The organism is Dysgonomonas sp. 25 (genome assembly GCF_010501075.1).
Classification (GTDB): domain Bacteria; phylum Bacteroidota; class Bacteroidia; order Bacteroidales; family Dysgonomonadaceae; genus Dysgonomonas.
Map to the genome: position 1 here is coordinate 1 of NZ_QVMN01000037.1, position 361 is coordinate 361.

1 protein-coding gene is annotated in these 361 nt (G+C 34.9%); it reads left to right on the forward strand.

Annotated elements, in window-relative coordinates; translation table 11 throughout:
• The coding region (locus D0T66_RS16105) for a hypothetical protein (RefSeq protein ID WP_221412246.1) at positions 1-361 on the forward strand (361 nt) is incomplete at both ends.

Genomic DNA, 361 nt, shown 5'->3' on the forward strand with positions numbered 1-361 from the left:
GTTTTGGCTAGCTTATTTTGTGGCATTGTTACTACTTTTTGTATTGAACAGAGGTATTGTGTTTCCAGATGTCCCTAAATATCGCTTCTTGTTTACACTAATAGGCATTGACGGCTGGTTATCTCAGATTATGGGAACATTTTATATTTTAGGTGAGTGGTTTTTAGGTGTGATAATTATGCTTTATATTTTTTTCCCACTTCTGCGTAAAGGCCTTATTAAGGCTCCGAAGGTGACAGCTTTATTTGCATTTACATTGTATATAGGGTTGATTTTCTTTTTTGGAAATGGGATAAAAGGGATTGCGTTGGATACAATAATACTTAGTCGAGTGCCAGAGATATTATTTGGAATGTGGTTT